The organism is Streptomyces sp. DSM 106670 (genome assembly GCF_055792845.1).
In genome coordinates this window covers 1-17,839 of the sequence record NZ_JBSNCL010000002.1, presented here as the reverse complement: position 1 = coordinate 17,839, position 17,839 = coordinate 1, and the positions used below count along the sequence as shown (strand labels likewise).

Below are 17,839 nucleotides of genomic sequence, written 5' to 3'. Positions count from 1 at the left end.
TACGCCCCGGAGATCTGCGGCGGGCAGCGGGTCAGGCGGTCAGGGTGAGGAGCTGCCGGTCCTCGGGCAGGGAGTTGAGCATCTGGTTCCGCCAGGCGCGGGCGTACCGCGGGCAGCTGCTACAGCTCTGGTGAGTGCACCCCGGCATCGGCTCGCGGAACATGGCGTTCTTGGACCACGCCATCGAGTCGGAGGAGTAGAGCAGGTGGGAAGCGCCGTTGCGCAGCCCGGTGACCTTGAACCCGAAGCCATGCAATCGGATCCCCATAGACGACAGGGTCTCGATGATCCGGACGGCTTCCCTGGTCCCCTGGCGGCGGCAGACCGACCCGATGCCGACGACCGGTTCCAGGGTGAGGTCGACACCGGCCTGGTCGTACAGGTCGGCGCACCGCAGGTACTCGTCCAGGGTGAACCCCTGGAGCACGGGCATCCACGGCAGCTCGGCGTCGAGCGTCACCAAGTTCAGGAACGACGCCACCGTCTTGAGCTGGTGGTCCCACACGGTCAGCCCGGTCCGCGCGAGAACGTCCTTCTCCGTCATCCAGTCCTGGATCGCGCAGGCGTCCATCAGGCCGATCTCGTCGTGGTACCGGCGGGCGGCCGCCGCGTACGCGTGCGGGGTGACGGTCCACCGGCCGCGCTGCGAAAGCTCCGTGAACGCGCCGGAGTCGAGCATCCACGGGGTCACCGCGCGCGGCAGGCTCTTGCGGCCGTTGAGACGGTGGTGGGAGATGCAGAGCGGAATGCAGTCCTCGCCGAACTCCCGGCGGGCCAACCACGACGGATCAGGGGTGCCCAGGTAGGTCACGCGGTCGATGTCGGCGTACCACGTCCGCGCAACGTGGACCGGCGCGGGGCGCTTGGCCGCGCCCGTGCGTGCGGCGGGCGCCGGGAGATCGAACAAGGTGCTCGGGGCCGCGGCGGGCGGCCGGGTGATGTCGGTGGCGGGACCGCGGGCCTGCTTCCGGGCGCGGGGTGGTGAGGTGTGCAGCCGCACGGGGACTCCTGGTGAGTGAGGTTCGGATAGGTCCGGGGCCAACCGGACTGACGAGTAGAACTCTACCATAATCAATGCGGCTCGGGGGTCGGGCGGTAGCCCCGGCGCGCCAAGTTGACGGGGCGGGACATGGTGAGTGGCTGCTGGGCGGTCCGTGGATTGGCCTTTCGGCCGAGATGGAAGATGACGAGGCCGCCCCCCTTGCGGCGCTCCCCGCTCGGCGTGCCAGCGGCGCGCTGTTGACGACGCGCGGAACGTCACCACGTCGGCCGCCCGGCGCCGTCCATCCGGGTCGTACTGAGCAACCCGACCGCGAGGGGGATCCGCCTCCGGAACTCCGAGCCGGGCAGGAGCGCCCGCGCAGGGCGCTGTTGATCACCTGAACCGGGTGACAACGGGAGACGGATCGCGTGCCGGAAGCGGTGATGCGTAGAGCCGGAGGGAGGCGTGACCTGCATGGTGAGCGTCACGTGCACACCCCTGGGTGAAACGGAGCGGGCAGACCGAGGCCGCGCGCCGGAGGGCGGGAGCAGCGGGTCGAGTTCGTCGGATATCGGCGGCGTACAGCGGAACGGCGGCGGAGATACCGTCAGAACAGCGCGAGTTGATCCGTCGCCGCTCTACCTCGTGCCGGTGAGGCCGGAGCAGAGCGTCCGCCGGGCCGGTGACCGCCCTCGGGCCGGGAGCCCCATGCAGGGAGTCCATCGATTCGTCCAACGAAGCCGGACAGCGGCCGCGACGAACCGGAGCTACTGCGGGGGAGCTCGAATCCCTCCCGCGACTGCGGAACGGGAGGCGCCGTTGAGGGCGGCGCCGCCACGGCGGGTACCGGGCCCTGCGCGCCCTGAAACCGGGCCTCGACCGCCGAGAAGGACGATTCGACGTCGGGGCAGAAGCCCCCTTCGTCCTCCCACCGATCGTACGCCGCAGACTGAGAGCGCAGCTGTTCCTGCTCGGCGATCGTGAGGGGCCGCTGGTAGAGCCGCAGCGCGACACGGTTCAAAGGAGGCAGGCGGCGCCCGGCGGCCTTCTTCTCCTCCTCGCACATCGAGCTCCTCGCGGCGTTCGCGTAGCGGGCCTCGTACGCCGCCCGGTCATCCGCGTACAGGCCTGCCGGGTACAGCCGAGCGAGAGCCAGTGAAACCCGGCCCATCGGACTCAGAGCAAGTACACGTGTGCCGCCGGACCGACGAACCCCTGTGAGGAACCGAGCGGCGTAGAGCGCTCTGGTTCGCTCCCGGCTGATCAACCGACCGCCCTCCCACACACCTGCGCGAGCAGCGCGACGAGCCTGGCCGCCCCTCCAGTACAAAGCACCAGAAGCCGCCGCCTCCAGCACCCGCACATGCCCCGCCGTCCAGCCGAGCTCCGGAACATACTTTTCGGCGTAATAGCGGTTCGCCGCATCCAGATCCCGATTCTCGCTGTCTATGCCGGTGGCGGCCCGCGCCGCTTCCTCCTCCTGAGCTTCCAGCTCCCGCACCATAGATTCGCGCTCGGCGCGTTCCTGGTCCGTGGGCGGCTCCGTCAGGGACATACGCAGCGCACCAGCGGTCTCCTCGACGCCGGCGGCTGTCTGCGCGCGAACCGCCGCGTCAACCGCCCAGACGGCGTACTGGAGCAGGGACCGAACCGGCGCACCCTCGCTCTCCTGCTGCTGCGCCGCCACCGCGTACCGCTCGGCCTCGCACGCTTCCATGTGTGCCACGTGCATGATCTTCTCCAGGCGCGGCGCCCGACCGGAGGTCGCGCGGCATGCCGCCTCCATCGCTTCGTCCGCGGCCGCGACCGCCGAGTCGGCAGCCTGCCGCGCGACCTGGACGTACCGTTGCGTGGACGGATCTCCCGGCACGCACGAGCGCTGGTTCTTCACCGTCCGATCCCTTCGATCTGGCCCAGGCCGGGCGTCGCGTGGGTGGCCGGCCCGCGGAGAGACGCCCCGAACTGCATCCGCAGCGAGGCCAGACGCCCCAGGTACAGGGCAGTCCTGGACGTGCCGACGTACCCGGCAAGCGCGGTGCCCGCCAGCGGCCGGACGGCTGCCCCGTGCTCCGCATCCGGCGCGGCCGCCCGGCGGATCAGCTCGTCAGGGACGGTCGGCGACGGCACCATCGGCACCGACGCGTGCACGGTCCGGGGCTCCTGCCTGGACTTCGCGTGGCAGCCTGGACGATCGGGCTGGGCCGTCACGGCGGCGGGGATGTCGAACAAGCTGAGCGTCTGCATGGTGGAGAGGTGCTCGCGGTCGTACGCGGCCGGGACGTTCGGCACGGGCAGCTCTCCGAGCGGGAGCGGGGCGCGGCGCTGCAGGACGCTCGGCGTGGCCGGCGGGGTGGTGGTGAGGTCGAGCAGGGAGATGGTGTCCACGGTGGGTTTCGGTACGCGGGGGAGGGAAGCCGGGCGAGTCGACGCCGCGCCCGGCTGGGGCGGGTCAGTGCAGGGTGCGGATGAACTCGGCGGTCTGTTGCTGCCGGTGGCCCTGGGCCAGGCGGCGCACGTCGTCGTGTCCGTCGCCCGTGGCGGACCACGTACGGCAGGTGCAGCCCGCCGCGCTGGCCCGGGAGTAGACCAGCCCGCCCCCGGGGGTCTGCCGACCGGCGGTCACCATCCCCGTGTCGGCCGGACGCATGTACCCGGCCGGTGCGATGGTGTGCGTCCGGTGGTCCTGGGCGTGCATGGCCAGTCGGGCGGCGAGCGAGACACGGACCGGCGTGCGGGTCTCGGGGAGGTACCCGTTCGACGTCGCCTCGTACGGCTCGCCGAGCACGACCAGGCCGCGGGCCACCAGCCGCGCCGCAGCCGCCGGGGCGGCGCCTCCGAAACTTGCCAGGATCCGGCCGACTCGGTCACGGAACTCCCGCTCGGCCACGTCGATCCGGTACGCCGCGCACCCTGAGATGTCGTTCAGGCTCTCGCGCACCGTGGCGGTGAGCGTGCCGACCGGCGTCACGGGCTCCAGCGTCACGGTGCGCGTCCTCGGGAGGATGCTCCGCCCGTTGTAGATGTCCCGCTCGACGATGGCGCCGCCGGTGCGGGTGGCTTCAATGCGGTACCCGCGCCGCACGGCGGTGCGCAGTAGGCGCAGCGCATGGGCCTCGGTGGACGTTTCGGTGGCGGTGTCGGTGTCGGCGTGAATGATGGTCTTGGTGAACATGCTGATCCTCCAGGACAAGAGCAGGGGGCGGCGGGGCCCGGGGTGCGGCAGTACGGCCGCACCCCGGGGCGCGCGGTCAGCCGGTGAGGAAGCGCTTCGCGGCCTCGCCCGGGGTCAGCTCCTCGCCGTCCGGGAGACGCCACCGCAGAGCGCCCCCTGCGGCCGCGCTGTTGACCATCCGTCCGGGGGCCCGGACTCCCGCAGCCGTGTTGGGATCGATTTCCGCGTGAACTCGGTCGTGACGGTGATGCCGTTGCTGGTGGTCGACGACACGACGCGGGGCGCCAGCGCCTTGCGGGGCAGGCCACGCAGCTCCCCGACGGGGGTGGACAGTTCGGAGGAGCGCAGCCGACGCAGTCCCACGCCGCCCTCACGACGGGACACAGGGCCAGCAACCGGGTCGGCCTCCACCACCTTCATCGCCGCAGTGCGGGTCTCCCCGCCCTTCACCCGGGCGACTTCCCGGCCGTTGCGGTCCAGCACGGACCACACCAGGGTCAGTTCGCCCTCGGGCTCCGAGAGAGGCTTGGGCATCGGGTGCAGGTCGGCCAGGGCGACCCGGACGGTCTTGCCGTTGAGCCGGGCACTGCTCGCGTCGACGTTGCCGTCGGCGTCGGGCACGGAATCGATGAGGACGACGTCGCGGCGCTTCTCGTCGCCGTCGAGGAGACGCACGGCGGCCGTGCCAACGGGGTACTGGGCGGCGAGGCGCGCCAGCTCCGCGACGGCGCGCACCTGCTCCGGGGACACATCGCCAAGTCGGGTGTAGTCGTCGCCCAGGCGTTTCGTCAGGGCCTGGCGGACGTGGGCGACGATGGCCTTCACGTGGGGCAGCCGTCCGGCCGCGCGCAGCTCCGCCCGGCGGGCACCGAACGCGGCGTCGTCCGCCCTCCAGCTCAGCCCGTGCGCCTCGTGCTGCACCACGACCTGGCTGAGGTACTGGGGGCCCTCGTTCCCCACGATGTCGGCGTGCGCGGTCGCGATGCGGTCGAGAAGGTCAGCGACCTCTGCGAGGGTGACCACGGGGTCCGGGGCCTCCTCGGCCACCGGCGTCGGGTCGGCCTCGGGCTGGGGCTGCTCGGCGGGCTTGTCCTCGACGACGGTCGCCGCCGTGGCCTCGTACCGGGAGGCGTGCGGGTTCGACGACCGGGGAGCCCGTACCGCCTTCTTGTACTCCTCCTGCGAGCTGAACCCGAAGTGCACGAACCCGTTGCCCAGGTCCCCCCAGGTGATCCACCGGACCGGGCGGCCGCCCTTGGTGAACGTGACCGGCTCGCCGGTGGTCGGGTGCGTGGTGCTGTACGTGATCTTGGTGCTGGCCATGATGCGATCTCCTCGGGGAGTCAGCGGGGAAGGGGGGCGAAGACGGTGGGGCACAGGCCACGGGGCTCGTAGAGCCGGCGGACCCGCTGCTCCTCCTCGGCCCGGCGCTGCTGGGCGGCTCGGATGGCGTCCGGAAAGTCGCCGTACCGCTCGACGTCGTAGTCCTCTTCGGCGATGTACCGCCCGTCGTACACGCGGTACAGCGCCGCTGACGGCTCCAAGGTCGCCCAGCTGTCGGTGACGACGGTGAGCACCCCGATACCGCTGGACATCGCCTCGTAGACCAGGCGCGTCACCGCCCGCAAGGCGTCCTGCTGGCACACTCCGAAACCGGCCCGGCCACCTTGGGCGGCGATGAACTGCAGCTCGGCGCGCCGCTCACGGACCCTCCAGCCGTCGACGTGCCGGATATGGAGGGTGTGGAAGCCGGAGCCGATCTTGTCGAGGACGGTGGCGATGACGTGCTGTGCGGTGGGGCGTGTTTCGGGCATGGCGAATCTCCGGTCTTGGGTGCGTGGGGAGGATGCCGGGGCGCGGCGCGTACGGTCGCGCCCCGGCGGGAGGAGCGGGGAAGGTCAGCGGGCGACGTCGTTCTTGTCGGGGGCGGCAGCGGTTCGCCGCCCCCTCGAAGCGCTCTAGCTCGCGCGCTGTGCCGGGACGGCGAACGTCCTCTGGTCGGCGCGCGTGAGGCCGCGCTCGTCCAGGCGCCGGAGAGTGTCGCTGTCGATGCGGTGCAGCCAGGCCCAGTCCCTGAGGAGCCGACCGTCGGCGGCGTGGAAGGCGATGACTCGCCTGTGGGATTCGCCCCCGGGAAGGGTGTGCGACACCTTGTAGACGTAGCCGTCGCGCACGATGTCGATGGCGTCCGTGGGCCACCAGGTACCGGTGTCGGCGGTGAAGCTGGCGGGTCGGGCGTGATTGAGCGCGAGGTAGTTCCCGAAGCCGAGGAGCGTGCTGCGGTCGTTCAGGTCCTCGCAGTCGTGTTCGTCGTGTTCCCCGGCCGAGAAGATGGAGTAGTGGGGGAAGAGGAGGAAACGGCCGTCGTAGTGCTCGGTCATGCTGCCGTGGTAGGTCACGGCGGTACCGGCTACGGGGAGTTCGAGGGCGGTGGCGCGCGGCGTGGGGATGGGCACGTGTTCTCCTGGTGTTCGGTGGAGTGCGGTTCGGTGTCGGTCGCGGCCAAGCGACCTGACATATAGAACTCTACCATAAATGAAGTGATCGTCAAGGGTCTCCTGGCTGTGTCGCACACGGTCAAGCGCGCCGACCCCGGGGCGAGCCGGGCCCCGTCGAAGTCGCGGCTCATAGGTCGCGGGCCCGGAGGGCTGCCCTGCACGGGCAGCTGGGCGGCGTGTGCCGGACTCCCGGCCGACAGGGGCGTCGCCATCGAAACGGCGGACGGATACACGGCGGTCCAGGGCCCTGGCCCTCTCCCGCCGGCCTTCACGGTCAGTCGCTCGGGCCGGGCTCGCGTACCTCGTCCTGCACCAGTGCGCGCAACACCCGCTCGGCCTGCGCTCCGGTCAGCCGGGACAGTTCGATGCGGACGTGTGTCCCGTCCTCGGTGGTGGTGACTTCGGCGAGCGCCTGCGCGATGCTGGGAGCTGCCCCGTGATCGGGGCTGAGAGGGGCGACGGGGCACACAAGGCGCCAGGTGGAGCCCTCGCCGCTGGCGCTGCGCTCGCACCGGGCGGGGCCCGCTGTCATGCCAGGCACGGAGGCGAGCTGACGGGCGAGCGCCCTGGTCTTCTCGTCCTTCGCCCGTTCCGCCTCCACCCGCTTTCGCCACAGGGCTAGCCCGGCGTCGAGCTGGGGCAGCAACCGGCGGCGGATCTCGGCGGCGATCTGCCGTGGCGGCTTTGTTCCGGCCACGGTGATGCGGCCGAACTTGATGTCCGCGTGGTAGATGACGATGCTGCGGGGCGGCTCGGGCCTCCGGCCGTGAATGTGTACACGTCCGAAGTCCCGGCCCCTGGCGTACGGGTCGACGAACAGACGGATACCGCGGCCCTCCTGGCGGCTGCTGAGAAGGGCGCTTCCCCGCCCCCGTCCGCGCCCCTCCTGCGCTGTCGTGATCCAGAATCGTCGAGGCTCCTCGTCCGACTCACAGGTCCAGTCGGGGCCGAGCTCGGCGGCCACGGCAAGGGCCAGATTTCTCATTTCGGGCAGGGCGATGCTGCTCACGGAAGGTTCCTCTTCTACGGAGAGTGGACAGGACGTTCGGGCCGGCGGGCCGCCCGCGTTCCGGGCGGCCCGCGGCGCAGCTACTTCTGCGGGCGCGGAGCCTTCTTCGCGCGCAGTTCCTTCATCCGGGCGGCGGACATCTGCCCCGTGACGCCGTCGTACGGCATGCGGTCGTTCCACGAATAGGCGCGGGTGGCATCGCTGATCACCGGCCGCACGTCCGGCCCGCCGGGAACCGTCAGCGACTTGGCGTTGACCCTCAGGACCTCGTACCACCGGCCGTCGCTCTGGGCGTAGTCACCCTTCACGAAGTGCGACGGGCCGTAGACGACGAACCCGTCAGCCTCCGCCTGGGCGATGAGCGTCCGCCAGTACGTGAGCTCCTCGGCGGTCTCTTCCTCTTCGCGGAGCAGGTCCGCGACACCCTCCGGCGTCAGTGACCTCCTGTGCCCGTCGGCGGACTTCCCGTCCAGCCACTTGTGGATCCGGCACAACTGAACCTCCAGCCGGCCGATGCGGCGCAGCGTCGTGGCGGGTTCGTTGCGGTACCGCTGATGGTCCACCACCGACTTGGCGCACGCGGCGAGATACGCGGCCCGCTTGCCCTCCGCGACGGCCTTTCCCTCCATGCGGTGGGTCCGGTCGCGCGCCCGCCGGTCCGCCGGGTACGAATAGCGCCCGGGCATCATCGGCTGACCCAGAGGGATCGCCGCGCTGCGCTCCCGCGCCTGCTCGCTCAGCCGGTCGCCGTTCGCCTGCGCCCGCGTGGCCCGCTCGCTGTAGCCCGCGGCCCGGCTCTCCGACCGGCTGTTGCGTTCGGCCTCGGCTACCGCGAACGGGCGCCGGACGTCCTCTTCCACCACGGTCCGTACTTCGAAACCGGCGGCCCGCAGGGCTGCTGACGCGGAATTGATCTTCGACTGCTGAGCGGCCCGGTCACGGGAGTTGCGGATACCGATCTGTTCGATGGACGGGAAGTAGCGGAAGCCGTGCGAGTGGAGAACTTCGTAGACGCCGTCCCCCTTTACGCTGCCCTCGATGAGCGTGCCCTCGGCACGGGTGTGACGAATAGTGATCACTCGAACTCCCTGATGATGCGTGTGGTTCGGTGCGGCGGGAAGGGCCAACCCCTCGGCGCATGACATTTAGAATTCTGCAACTATTGATTTGGTCACCCGGTGCCGCCGGTCCGGACGCGGCGGCACCGGCGGTTAACTCCGGCCGTACGTGGTCAGGCGGGAGGTGCTTGCCCCCCCCCCCCCCGGGGTGCCGTGCCGGGCGGGTGCCGGCGCGGCACCCCGGGGGAGGGGTCAGGGGCGGGCGTGCCGGTTGCAGGGGCGGGCGTTGTCGACGCGGACCAGTTCGGAGAGCTGGACCCACTTGCGCCACGCCTCCATGACCTCCCGGAGCCACTTCTCGGGCTGCTCGGCCTGGTGGGCGTTGTCCATGTTCAGGACGTAAATGGTGTGGGCGAGCGTCGACTCCGTGCGGGCCATGGCCCGGGAGACCGGGCGCAGCGGGTTCGGGTAGGGCAGGGGGCGGCCGGTGAGCGGGGCCAGCGCGTAGCTGGTGAAATCCGGGGCGAAGCGGGTCTTCGGGAACTGCTCGGCAAGGTGCTCGGCCTCCACCAGCTCCCCGGTCGCCTCGACCGGCAGGGAGATGCGTTCGCGGCCGACGGGGATCTGGTCATCGAGCTGGTGGGCGGCTTCGGTGAGGTGGTCGGCGATCCGGTGCAGGATCCGGGTGGAGGTGGCCGGGGCCCACCGGTCGCGGGCGATGTCGGCGATGAGGCGGGCGCGGGTGGCGGCGGTCATATACCGGGCGTCGCGCCAAGCGGCGAGTGCGGACATGGGTGTCTCCCTTATGGGGTGGTGTGCGGGGGAGGTCACCGGGCCGGGGATGCGGTCGCCCGGCCCGTGAGGGGTCTGTCAGGCGGTCACGATCCGGTCCCAACCGGCGAGCTCCTGGCGGACGAGCGGGTACAGCTCCGGGTCGAGTGGCCGCACGGTGTGCGCGAAGCACTCGGCCAACGCCTCGTCCGTCGGCTCACGCCGTACCGGGGGCTCGGCGCACACCGTCTCGGCCCGCCACTTCGCCGCGAACCCCCGGGCCCGGCGTACGTCCGTCTCCGACCACTCCCGGGGGGCGGAGCCGGTGGCCGGCTCCGGGCCCGGCCCGTGGCCGCTCCGGCGGGGTGCTGCGGTACGTACCGCTGGTTCTCCACCACGATCGCCGCCTCCGCGTCCTGGTAGAACGAGGTCCGGTTGAAGCGGAGGTTCTTCACGGCGCGCCGGACCTGATCGGCGGGCACCCCTTCGTGGCGCAGCTCCCCGGACAGGTACAGGTCGTGCGGCACGTCGGCGACGTCGTCGACGGTCGGCGGCACCGGGCGCAGCTCCCGCACCGCGCACGGGCGCACCCCGTACGTGACGCCGTCCTCGTCGGGCTCCACCGCCCGGACGTTGAAGTGCCCGGCGGCCCAGTTCGTCACCGTGCCCTCGTACTCGTCCAGGACGTACGTACGGCGGGTCTCGTGTCGGTAGAACGTGCCCCGGACGATCACCCGGTCCCCTTCCACATACCGCTCCCGCTCCGGCTTCTGCTGCATGGCGATCTCGGCGGAGGTCGCCGGGCGCAACCACACCTCGCCCCGGACGTCCCCGTACACGATCTGGGCCGTCCCGGCAGACTCCGACATCTCCCGTACACCCCCGCTCATGGCGTTGTTGATCTCCCGCAGGGCGTCCAGGGTCGGGATGCGCTCCGGGGTACCGCCGTTCACCGTCCGCATGTGCCACCGCACCGGGCGCAGGTCCGACAGCAGCGGTACGCCGGGCTCCCCCTCGGGGCCGTCGACCCGGGCGACGATCTGCCCGTCGGACGCCCAGACGTCCCGCAGGTGCCCGTACCAGGCAGGCACGTAGTCCCAGCCCTTATCCGTCTCGACCTTGTGGCCGGAGACCTCCACCAGGTCACCGAGGGACAAGCCCGACGCTTCCCGCGCCGCCTCCACGTCCACGGACGGAACGGCCGCGCGCCGCCGGAAGGTGAAGACGATGTCACCCGGCCCGTTCTGGACCCCGCGCCAGTCCACCGTGAACAGCTCGGCCGTGCCCTCGACCCGCGCCCCGTCACCGTGCTTGATCGCCACCGCCAGGGCCAGACGCTCCCGACTGCGGCGGGCACGCTTCACGCCGTCCCGCGGCGCCACCCGTGCCCTCGAGGGCACCGTGCTTGATCGACGCCAGGGCCAGACGCTTACCCGACTGCGGCGGGCAATGCCGCTTCACGCCGTCCCGGCATGCCGTGACGTTGTAGACCGCACTGGTCATGTCGGCAGCCGACAGCGACGCGTACAGGGCCGGGTAGGGGTCAACGACGGGCGCTTCCTCGACGGCGGCCGGGTCCGTCCACAGGCGGGCGGAGACCGGCGTGCACCCGTACAGGCGGGCCGGGACCGGCCGGCTGCTCCGGTACGCGCTGATGGCGTCGACCAGCTCCTTGTCACGCCCCCGCGGGTCCCGCTCGCCCCCGTCCGCGATGCTGTCGGCGAGCGCGGCAACCTCGTCGGGCGTCATGTGGTGAAGCTGCTCCCGGATCGCCCAGTACCGCTCTTCACGAGTGAAGATCACCCGGACCAGCTCCGACGCGGCGCGCTGCCGGATGACGCGGCGCACCGTCGTCTTGTTCGCCTTGCCGTGGTCCGTGTCCGCGACTTGGGACAGCGCAGCGTCCACCAGGTCGACCGTCACCACCCTGTGGTTGTGCAGGCGTGCTGCATCGAGGATCTGGCCATGTGCGAGGCGAGGGCACCAGGGCCGTCACAGCTGCATGCTGAGTACTCCCGACAGCTTGAGTTCGGGATGACCGGCGTTGCTCTCGCCGGGGATGGCGGGCCGGGGCTTCCAACATCGCCGCCGTGACCCGTGGGAAGGGCTTCTGTATTCGCTCGCTGGACCGATCCAGCGCGCGGGCGCGTCTGGGAGCGGCAGGGGGATGCGCGTGCCCTGCTTCCGTTCCGGCGGGGGCCGGCCCGGGGGCGGGGCGCACCGCCCGCCGAGGTGGCGGGCGCTGCGGGCTACGTGGCCCCGCTCGGGTGGTGATCACGTGACACGTGAGGGGCGGGGGGCCGGTACGCCCGTGTGATCGATGGCGTACCGGCCAGAGTGGGTCAATCGCCGAAGGTGCACGTTCCGGCGAGACCGTGCCGGTCGTTGGTGGCGATAGCCGGCGATGAGGTCGTCGTGGTGGCCGTAGTCGCGCCAGCCGAAGGTTGGTGGCGGGCGCCCCTGGCGATGAGGTCGTCGTGGTGGCCGTCGCGCCACCAGCGGGCGTCTGCGTCCCACGCGCTCTCGCCGACGATGAAGCCCCTGAACATGCCACCGTCGTGCGAGCGGTACAGCCCGAGTCCGCTGGACAGGTCTTGGCCCAGCTCCGGGCAGGCGGTGAGAACGGCCTCGAAGATCGTCCGGACAGTGGTGGCGGTCCACGAGTTGGCAGGGTGCGCGATGGACTCGAAGAATACTCCCCGGGCCTCGGGGTCGATGCCCTCGATCGAAGCGGCGTAGAGCAGTCGAGCGACGTCGTCGGGAACGACCGCGTACGTGCGCCCGTGGTGGTCGGTGTCGACGGTGACATCGCCCACGGTGAGGGCGGGAGGGGTGGTCATCACGGAGAGGACTCCTTCAGTGATCTGCGGTTCGGTGTCGTGAGGAGGGCCAACCCCTCACGGTGTCTGACATATAGAATTCTACCATGGATTACGCGCTCATAGGCTCCAGAGGGTGACTTGGCGATACGTGATAGGAGGAATTTCCGTTTGCCCGGGGATGGGCTCGGCTCCGGCGTCCGGAAGCCGAGTTGTGCGCTTGCGGCGGGAAGTCGACACGTCCGCCTCGGAGATACCGACGGCGGCCGGCTGATCTGTCGTCGAGGAGGACGGCGATTCGGTATGGGGCATTCGCTTCTTTCGGCTGACGGAACGGGGCTCATGAGCCCCGTTCCGAGGGGTGGGAGCTCGACGGACAGCACAGCCAAGCGCGGAGATGGCCAGGTGGCCGGGGCGCAGCGCAACGCCCCGGCGGGGGAGCCGTCAGGCGGCGTCGGTGCTCAGGCGGCGGGTGGCGGCCTCCTCGCGGACCTCGCGGGCCGTGTCGCGGACTACCCCCATGACCATCTCGGCCTGTTCAGGGGAAAGACGCTCCGCACCCTCGCGCGGACCCTCCTCCGCCTCGACGACGGCGAACACTGCCGCGAAGATCTCGGCGGCCAGATCTTTCGGCGGCGGGGCGGCCTTCATCCGGCGGGCAGCCATGCCTTTCGCGGCGTCGAACTCGGCGAGGGCGGCGGCGACCTCCTGCCCGTAGTAGAAGGCGGAACCCCACCCGTTCTCGACGTACTCCCTGCGCACGGTCTCCTCCGCGATGGGCAGTCCGTCACGGATCGCACGGTTCACTTGCCCGCGTTCCATCAGACCGTCGCGAACGTACATGTTCAGGACGTCGCGGGCGGCTCGCTCGGTGGCGCTCATCTTCCGGGCCATGCTGGGCTGGTCCTCTCGCTGTTCGTTCGGAGTGCCGGGGCGCGGCTGCGCCCCGGCGTGTGGGGCGGGAGCGGGTTCAGGTGGTGGCGGTGGCCTCGGCGGCGCGGAGGCGGGCGTCGGCCCACATCCTGATGAGCGCGGAGCCTGCCTGCCCGGCGGCCTCACCGGCCGTCGCCCCGGCCTCCATGGGCAGTCCGTCACGGATCGCACGGTCACTTGCCCGCGTTCCATCAGACCGTCGCGAACGTACATGTTCAGGACGTCGCGGTCGACTCATCTTCCGGGCCATGCTGGGCCGGGTCCTTCTCGACAAGTTCGTTCGGAGTGCCGGGGCGCGGCTACTTCTGGTTGAGGGCGCGGGCGGCGAACGCGACGATCAGGCCCACGGTTGCCGGCTGTGGCCTGGGCGGCAGTGAGAGGGGCGCTGTACTGGCGCATGGTCAAGGCCTTTCGGTCTGTGTCCGGTTGGCGGGGGAGGGGGGCCGGGGCCTCGGGCTCCGGCCGCCCCTCCTCCCAGGTCTGTGGTTCGGGCGTCACGAGAGGGGCCAACCCCTCGTTACTGACAAATAAAACTCTACCATGGATCATGAACTACTCAGGTGCACCACATAGCTGCCGTCACCGCCGCTCCGCGTAGACCGCTGCCCGGCGCGCACTAGCACCTGTTCCGCCCGCGCCTTCCGATGGACCCCCCATGCCCAGTCCCGGAGTCGCCCCGCACCTTCCAACGCCGCGACGGTTCCCACATGAGGCTCCGCGCCGCCCCCTCCCAGCCTGTGGTTCGGCACGTCACGCTGCGAGGGGCCAACCCCTCGTTACTGACAAAGTACGCTCTACCATGGATCATGAACTACTCAGGTGCACCACATGCTGCCGTCACCGCCGCTCCGCGTAGACCGCTGCCCGACTCCAGGAACATGCGCCCGCGCCTCCTGCTCCAGAACCGCGAGGGCAACCCTCGGCCACCGCTCCGCGCCCTGAGCCGCCTCGAAGTGGACATCGATCCAGCACGACACCCGGGGATCGTGCAGAACATCGAACGCGTGCGGAGCCTGGGGCGACGGGACGGACCCGCCCCGAGTGCGCCCGAAGGTGTGCTGCGAACCCCGCGACGGTCGGCGGCTCCTGCGTCCGTTCGAGCCGCACCAGATGAGCGACAACCCAAGGCAGCTGCCAGGCAGGCGAACCGTACGGGGCGCTGGGCATGGCCCAGGAGCAACGCTGCGTGCCGCTCTCATCCGTGACCGAGACGCGCAAGACGAACAACGACGGAGAAGCGATGGACAGACGCATGAGCACCTTCTGAGATCGGCGCGGAACTGACCGCGCGGCGGGTCGGCGAAGGAGAAGCGGCGGCCGGCGTCCGTTCGAGCCGCACCAGATGAGGGACCCCAAGGCAGCTGCCAGGCAGGCGAACCGTACGGGGCGCTGGGCATGGCCCAGGAGCAACGCTGCGTGCCGCTCTCATCCGTGACCGAGACGCGCAAGACGAACAACGACGGAGAAGCGATGGACAGACGCATGAGCACCTTCTGAAAGGTCCGGCGGTTGGGCCAACGCGCGAAGCGAGAAGCGCTTCGGCCGGACGAACCGTCGGGACCGGACGGCAGCGCGGGGTACCCTGGGTGAGTCACGACTCCCGGACTCGTTCGGTGTGTTGTGGTTCGGAAAGGTCCGGCGGTTGGGCCAACCGCGCGAGCGGTCCGCTTCGGCGGACAACCGCCGGACCACCAACCAGTGGTGCCCCCGGTAGTCAGCTCTGACGCTGAGAGGCCCCCAACTGTGCGATGGGTGGCGCAGGGCCTCTACGGAGGCCCTGCGCCACTCACGTTTACTGCTCGGTGTCGGCCCCGGCCTCGGGCTCGGCCTCGGTGTCGGCCCCGGCCTCGGGCTCGGCCCCGGCCTCGGTGTCGGCCCCGGCCTCGGGCTCGGCCCCGGCCTCGGTGTCGGCCCCGGGCTCGGCCTCGGGCTCGGCCCCGGGCTCGGCCTCGGTGTCGGCCCCGGCCTCGGGCTCGGCCCCGGCCTCGGTGTCGGGCTCGGTGTCGGCCCCGGCCTCGGTGTCGGGCTCGGTGTCGGGCTCGGTGTCGGCCCCGGCCTCGGTGTCGGGCTCGGTGTCGGGCTCGGTGTCGGGCTCGGTGTCGGGCTCGGTGTCGGGCTCGGTGTCGACCAGGGCGACCGGAGCAGACTTCTCTGCGAACGCCGCGATTACGCCATGCTCGTGGTCAGAAAGGACGTAGCCTTCGGCCGCCAGGAACTCAAGCCATTCGACGTCGCTCGCGGCCGGCGACTCCCACACCTTGTCGTGCATCGCGGATTCGTACGCCGCTGCGACCTGTGCCAACAGCAGCTGAGGGCGACGCGCCTTGCCCGTCCGCTGGATCAGTTGCGCGAACGGCTCCTCGCCCTTTTCCGGGGATGCTCCAACGAAAGCCCCGATCATCTCGGCTGCATGGCTTCCCGTCCTGTTCAAGAAGCGGCGGTAAAGATCCGACCCAGGACGGTGGACTCAGGACGGTGGACAGAATCAGCAGCCACCCACCCTCGGAAAGGGACTTGCCCTTGCACAGCTGCGCGATGAACGCGTGACGCACCTCTCGCGCTGCCCGGGCTGCACGGTTCTGCTCGATGACCTTCTTACGGTGCTGCCGCTCCGTCTCCTTCGCCTTCGCCTCCTCTTCCAACGTCGGCGATCCGGTACGTCGGTGCCCGTATTCCTCAGGACTCGTGCAGACGAAGACAGGCGCGCAATCGTCGTCCAGCCACGCCGCGTGTCCGGCGCACGCAGCACCGTGCGCCTCCGGGGTCAGTGCCCGACCGGTCGCCGTCGTCAGCGCCGTAAGCCGTTGCACAGTCGTGCTCCAGCGGGGGCGGTCTACGACCGTCACGCCTGCCTCCTCCAACGCCTGCCTGGCGGCCGCGACCTTGGCAGCTTCGGCCTGGGCCTGACGCAGGGAGGACAGGGCGTGCTGCCAGTGCCCATTGCCCTTACGGGCCTCCTTGTCCCTTTGCTTGGCCCGCGCAAGCTCCTCGGCGGCACCCTCGAAGTGCTCAACGTCTTGGAGGTCGGCAAGCTCGGCAAGATCGAAGCCGTACCGTGCACCGTCCTGCATACCCTCGGGCGTGAGCGCAGAGGCCTTCTTCGCGGCCTTCATCTCGTTGCGCTTGACTCCCAGGATCGACGCGGCGCGCCGACGGTCCGTCTCGGATACCCCGATCAGCTCCAACTGCGCTGCACCGTTTACCGTGTCACGCTCTGTCATCCGGGCACGCTGGGTGTTCTCCACCAGCGACAGAAGCAGCGCCTCGTGATCGTTCTCCACAAGGTTGCTACGGACGAACGCAGGAACGGGATACCAGGGCTTGGCCTTGGCCTTGGCCTTCTTCTTGGCCGCGAGAGCAGCGAGCCAACGGCGCTGGCCCTTGAACACGCCGAACCGCCCGTCCCCCAGCGGACGCACACTGATGGGGTCCTGGACCCCGATGCGCTCGACGGACGCCAAGAGAGCTGCGTCCGGCTTCGCGTTCTGCGTGCGGGCGTTCCGTTCGTCCAGGACGATCAGCTCTGGGTCCAGCTCGACCAAGTCGCCCAGCTCGCCCAAAACGTCAAAACGTCAGCATGTCTGTGGTGGTGCTCTTCTTGCTCACGATGGAATTCCTTCTCCGTCAGTGTGTGTGCGGTTCGGTCGTCGGGGAGGGGGGCCAACCCCTCCCCGACGTGCTGACAAGTAGAACTCTACCATGGATCATGCGCTAAAGCGGCAGTGTCGCCCTGACGAGAGAGGCGAAAGGTGTGACATATGAGGTGACAAAAGGAATGACAGAGGAAGTAACACAGGGTGTGACACAGGAAGTGACAGCGGAAATTCTCGGCCGCGCCGATTCCTGCTGTTCAGACACTGCATCTTCCGTGGTGACCACTCAGACTTCCTCTTCTGCTGCCCTCTTTTGCCTGTGATGTGGGGGAGGTGTTGGGACTGGGGTTGGTGGCGGCTTCGGAACGGGCGGCGCTGCGCTTGCTATTGAAGGAGCTGCGTCGACCGTGGGTCGCCGCGAAGCTGAGGGGCGGGCGGGCGCGCTTCTACCCTCCGTCAGCTTCCAGAAATGCACCCTCCGCATTTTCTATTAGCTGGCCCTTTTATCGGCCATCTTCGATTTGCGATGACCATTGCGCTCATTCGCTAAGACCGGCCTTTCTGGCGTCTTGGATGCACGGCCCGGGGGTGAAGCAGAAACCCAATTCCTACACAGGTGCTGCATCACGATGCAGCACCTGTGAACCGCCCACGGGAGGGGGGTAGGGGGGAATCCCAATCTCTACATGGGGTGCGCATCTGATGCACCATCGGGCGGGCCATTCCACCGGCCCGCCCGACCACCCCGGGCCCCAGCCCCCTCCCTGTAGTCAGCCTGCCCGCGACAGCGGGCCACCCAAGCCCCGGACAGTCGGGGCAGGCTGACCGGCCGTCCGGGGCGGGCGTGCCGGAGCGGAGCGGAGAGCACGCAGGGCCGCGAATGCGGACCGCGAATTCCGGAGGAATTCATAATGCAATTCCGGAGGAATTACATAAAGCCCGTAGGGCTTTATCGTCTTTATGATCCGTAGGATCATGCGTCGTTCCTCCGGAGGAGGACGCGC

Annotated in this window: 16 protein-coding genes; all 16 read right to left on the bottom strand. The window is 70.0% G+C overall.

All coding sequences use genetic code 11. The annotated features are described in order from the left end of the window. Positions 1 to 31: 31 nt before the first annotated feature. Positions 32 to 1,000: a deazapurine DNA modification protein DpdA family protein gene (locus ACSMXR_RS36135; RefSeq protein WP_473172516.1), complete on the bottom strand. Its 969-nt coding sequence runs from the start codon at positions 998 to 1,000 to the stop codon at positions 32 to 34. A gap of 589 nt (positions 1,001 to 1,589) precedes the next feature. Beyond that, complete coding sequence (locus tag ACSMXR_RS36130; RefSeq protein WP_473172515.1) at positions 1,590 to 2,873, bottom strand: hypothetical protein; 1,284 nt, start codon at positions 2,871 to 2,873, stop codon at positions 1,590 to 1,592. Then, the gene (locus ACSMXR_RS36125) at positions 2,870 to 3,367 is read right to left on the bottom strand and encodes a hypothetical protein (RefSeq protein WP_473172514.1); all 498 of its coding nucleotides are present in this window, start codon (positions 3,365 to 3,367) and stop codon (positions 2,870 to 2,872) included. Before ACSMXR_RS36125 ends, ACSMXR_RS36130 begins: the two co-directional genes overlap by 4 nt. Positions 3,368 to 3,431: 64 nt before the next feature. Beyond that, positions 3,432 to 4,154, bottom strand: coding sequence for a hypothetical protein (locus tag ACSMXR_RS36120; protein ID WP_473172513.1), 723 nt, complete (start codon positions 4,152 to 4,154; stop codon positions 3,432 to 3,434). Between the two features lie 114 nt (positions 4,155 to 4,268). Further along, positions 4,269 to 5,477, bottom strand: coding sequence for a hypothetical protein (locus ACSMXR_RS36115; protein WP_473172512.1), 1,209 nt, complete (start codon positions 5,475 to 5,477; stop codon positions 4,269 to 4,271). A 20-nt stretch (positions 5,478 to 5,497) separates the two neighbouring features. Next, on the bottom strand, positions 5,498 to 5,968 hold the full coding sequence (locus tag ACSMXR_RS36110; RefSeq protein ID WP_473172511.1) for a hypothetical protein: 471 nt from the start codon (positions 5,966 to 5,968) through the stop codon (positions 5,498 to 5,500). A gap of 144 nt (positions 5,969 to 6,112) precedes the next feature. Next, the gene (locus ACSMXR_RS36105) at positions 6,113 to 6,610 is read right to left on the bottom strand and encodes a hypothetical protein (protein ID WP_473172510.1); all 498 of its coding nucleotides are present in this window, start codon (positions 6,608 to 6,610) and stop codon (positions 6,113 to 6,115) included. A gap of 316 nt (positions 6,611 to 6,926) precedes the next feature. Then, on the bottom strand, positions 6,927 to 7,661 hold the full coding sequence (locus ACSMXR_RS36100) for a hypothetical protein (protein WP_473172509.1): 735 nt from the start codon (positions 7,659 to 7,661) through the stop codon (positions 6,927 to 6,929). Positions 7,662 to 7,741: 80 nt separating this feature from the next. Continuing rightward, positions 7,742 to 8,740 (bottom strand): DUF3560 domain-containing protein, encoded by a 999-nt coding sequence (locus ACSMXR_RS36095; RefSeq protein ID WP_473172508.1) that lies wholly within the window; start codon positions 8,738 to 8,740, stop codon positions 7,742 to 7,744. 231 nt (positions 8,741 to 8,971) lie between these two features. Continuing rightward, positions 8,972 to 9,511, bottom strand: coding sequence for a hypothetical protein (locus ACSMXR_RS36090; protein ID WP_473172507.1), 540 nt, complete (start codon positions 9,509 to 9,511; stop codon positions 8,972 to 8,974). An 86-nt stretch (positions 9,512 to 9,597) separates the two neighbouring features. After that, entirely contained in the window at positions 9,598 to 10,854 is a 1,257-nt protein-coding gene (locus ACSMXR_RS36085) for a hypothetical protein (protein ID WP_473172506.1), read from the bottom strand. After that, complete coding sequence (locus tag ACSMXR_RS36080; protein WP_473172505.1) at positions 10,793 to 11,413, bottom strand: hypothetical protein; 621 nt, start codon at positions 11,411 to 11,413, stop codon at positions 10,793 to 10,795. The genes ACSMXR_RS36085 and ACSMXR_RS36080 overlap by 62 nt, the downstream gene beginning before the upstream one ends. Before the next feature lie 419 nt (positions 11,414 to 11,832). Continuing rightward, positions 11,833 to 12,333, bottom strand: coding sequence for a hypothetical protein (locus ACSMXR_RS36075; RefSeq protein ID WP_473172504.1), 501 nt, complete (start codon positions 12,331 to 12,333; stop codon positions 11,833 to 11,835). A 420-nt stretch (positions 12,334 to 12,753) separates the two neighbouring features. Beyond that, positions 12,754 to 13,203 (bottom strand): hypothetical protein, encoded by a 450-nt coding sequence (locus tag ACSMXR_RS36070; RefSeq protein ID WP_473172503.1) that lies wholly within the window; start codon positions 13,201 to 13,203, stop codon positions 12,754 to 12,756. Between the two features lie 1,831 nt (positions 13,204 to 15,034). Further along, positions 15,035 to 15,511 (bottom strand): hypothetical protein, encoded by a 477-nt coding sequence (locus ACSMXR_RS36065; protein WP_473172502.1) that lies wholly within the window; start codon positions 15,509 to 15,511, stop codon positions 15,035 to 15,037. Next, a complete protein-coding gene (locus ACSMXR_RS36060; protein ID WP_473172501.1) occupies positions 15,459 to 16,802 on the bottom strand; it encodes a ParB/RepB/Spo0J family partition protein in 1,344 nt (447 codons plus the stop codon). Before ACSMXR_RS36060 ends, ACSMXR_RS36065 begins: the two co-directional genes overlap by 53 nt. Positions 16,803 to 17,839: the final 1,037 nt, after the last annotated feature.